Consider the following 2,859-nt stretch of genomic DNA (forward strand, 5'->3'; position numbering starts at 1 on the left):
GTACTAAAAACATCATCTGAATTCAGCCCGAGCATTTCTCGCTTCGCATCCTGGTTGTCCCCTGAGTCCTCCCTCAGCCAAAGAGTGTCAGGGACAAGGCCAGTCCCAACTTTGTCGAGGAACGATTTAAGCCGAGGCTTGTCTTTCTCTTGATTGGCACCCCACCACAACAAACCATCTTGGACATGCTGAAGATGCCTTTTTTCGTCGTAACCCCATACCCGAGACTCTTCCGGAAAAATCAACTCACCGGTTTTCGGTTGCCTAATTCCATAAAAAAGATTAGGCCTTTCCGATCTTGTTTTTGCGCACGTATAAACGACTGACTGCCAAAGACCGCGAGGATCGTTATCTACGTTGGAGTAGCCTTTCAGCTGATCGGCCGTTCGTTCTACAGAATTAGGTTTCCAGGAAAGTTTCTTTTTGGCATATAAAAGAATGTGGTCGTGGCTGGTGCTAAGCCACTTGGCATCGTTTTGTTTCGCATATTTTTTTTGCCAAACAATATTTGCAACAAAATTCACTCTACCAAAAACTTCGTCGCACATTACTTTTAGATAATGCGCCTCGTTATCATCAATTGTGACCCACAGCGAACCATCGTCAGATAACAAGCGCCGAATAATCTCAAGCCTATCTCGCATTAGCCCCAGCCAGATTGAATGCTCCAACCCGTCGTCGTAGTGCACGAATGCGCTGCCGGTGTTGTAAGGGGGGTCAATGAAAATGCACTTCACCTTGCCTGCAAACTCTGCCTCCAATGCCTTCAAGGCTAACAGGTTGTCACCCTTGATCAATCGGTTGTCGAATGAATCGTTTTCGCTGAAGCGTTGCTTAGCGTGGTAACTACGCTTAGGATCTTCCAAGAGAATGCGCGGCTCCAGCCGTGGCCGCTGATCCTTGCCAATCCAAGTGAGTTCTAGTTTCTGAGCACTTGTCATGTCGCTATTGTCTATTTGGCGAGCGTGCGCATCACGTCGCCCTTGAGGGTCTTTAAGTTGCTCGGATCCGCATACACAGCGGCCGGTTCGGCGCCGCCCCAATCGCGACCCGCATAGGCATTGCCGAGTGCAAGTCGTACGGTGTCGATCTCACGCGAGAGAGCGGTTCGTTCGTCCGTTGTCAACATCAAGGTGACGGCATCGGCGAGTGCGGCCAATCTAACAAGAACGATGTGCGCCACAAGAAAAGCTGATTCATGGGACAGTGCCGCCAACTCAGGCGTTTGCGTTGAAGCATCCGCCTCGATGACCGTCCGCACCATTCGCACAATCTGCGTGGTGCGCCACAAGCGACGCGCTGTGAGACTGCTTGGAAACAATCTACCGTAGATGGCGTCGCTTATGTCGGTTACCGATGCGCCATCGAAGTCGCGGCGCTGGTCCCAAAGGCGATGCGGCTCCTTGCGAGCAATCACCAAGCCGGTTGCCCAGGTCCCTTTGTCCCTGTTAGCAGCAACCAGGCAATTAGCCGCTTCTTGGGCAGTAAATACTCTCTCCGTCGCGTGTGGATCAGAGGCGCTCTGCTTGTAGATATAGACCACGCCGGATGCCTGCAGCGTTTTTCTCCAATTTTCCTGGTTGTCATCCAGGGCGATGAAGTCCTGCATTTGGACGGCATTCTGGCTGTTGCGATACTCCGTTACCCTATCTCCAAATAAATCCATGTCGGACGTCGCCTGGATGCACGTGACCAAGACATCAGCCGCATGGGTGTCGTAGTGAGCCAGGGGCTGACGGGCAACGGTACCGGCCGTTTGGGCGCCGTTGATGATGGAAACTCCATCGAGCTGGAAATGGCCAATATTCCGTTCAGGATCGGTCTTCCCGATCGGGGTGATCTTTTCACACAAAAGCGTGATGCCATTATTAAAATAGACGAAGTGACCCGGGGCCTCATGCAAAGTCTTTGTAATTTCCTCATTCACTTGCGAAGAGCCTCGATATCGCCTGATATTGGCCCGCACCAGCGCATGGTCATGTTTTTGATAAAGCTCCGCCAAATCACGCACTCGCATAACACCGTAAAAGGCTCTAGCGGGAGTTGCAATGAGTCCAAAGTTCCGGAGTTCGATCGTTATATTAATCGTCGCTTCCCCCCGCCGCTCGGTCAGTGCATCATGGAAGTCCAACAGTCCAAAGCGAACGAATTTTGCCCTATTAGGCTGAATAGTATTTACCGCACCTTCAACATCGCTAAAGAGCTGTAATCGGTCATCGTTCAAGGACGTTCCCGTGTAAACCAGCGCGAAGCGAACGGTGTAGTCCTGCGCCATCGCCGACTTAATAGCAGGCAGCTTTGAATTCAGCGCAGCATTAAATCTTCCAAATTGGCCGCGAAAAAAATCAAGTACGCCATCTTTGAATTTTGATGCGTCACCGAGTATGGGTTCGCCCTTGCCTTCATGAATATACTTGGATTGAACTAACCAAAAAACGCCGGCTGGACTGATATAGACAGAGTCGATCCCGTGATCGTTACCGCCGTCTATAGACGCTGCCAATGCGTCGGCCTTACTTGCACCTGCTTTCACAATTAAGAAATAGGCTGCAAGTGCCTTCGAAAGAAAGTTTCGCTCTTGAGCTTGAGCGGTATCGCCGACGCCAACGATTTGCCCGTTGAACTCGACCTTTAGAAATGACTGCAGCTGTTGTACTTCTAGTGGCCTTGGATCTGTCGCCATCAAACCAACTCCCATTGGATCGTGAATACATCGGTCGTTGTCGTCTCGCGCGACAAGCGACCTTCTAGCTCATCAATGAGCAGATTTCGCTGCCCGTCAATCTCATCTTGCCGGTCAAAAATCTTGCGACGCAGCCTGTTTCGCTGGTCTTCGATATCGCGTTGGCGCTTTTGCCA

The 2,859-nt window shown here is 51.0% G+C and carries 2 protein-coding genes; both read right to left on the reverse strand.

What is annotated here, in order from left to right:
* A partial coding sequence (locus tag AC1DU6_RS25880; RefSeq protein ID WP_477860616.1) for a site-specific DNA-methyltransferase occupies positions 1–941 on the reverse strand: 941 nt, incomplete at its 3' end.
* An 11-nt stretch (positions 942–952) separates the two neighbouring features.
* Positions 953–2,683: an AIPR family protein gene (locus AC1DU6_RS25885; RefSeq protein WP_477860618.1), complete on the reverse strand. Its 1,731-nt coding sequence runs from the start codon at positions 2,681–2,683 to the stop codon at positions 953–955.
* Between the last annotated feature and the right edge of the window lie 176 nt (positions 2,684–2,859).

It is taken from the genome of Roseateles sp. P5_B10, assembly GCF_056400485.1.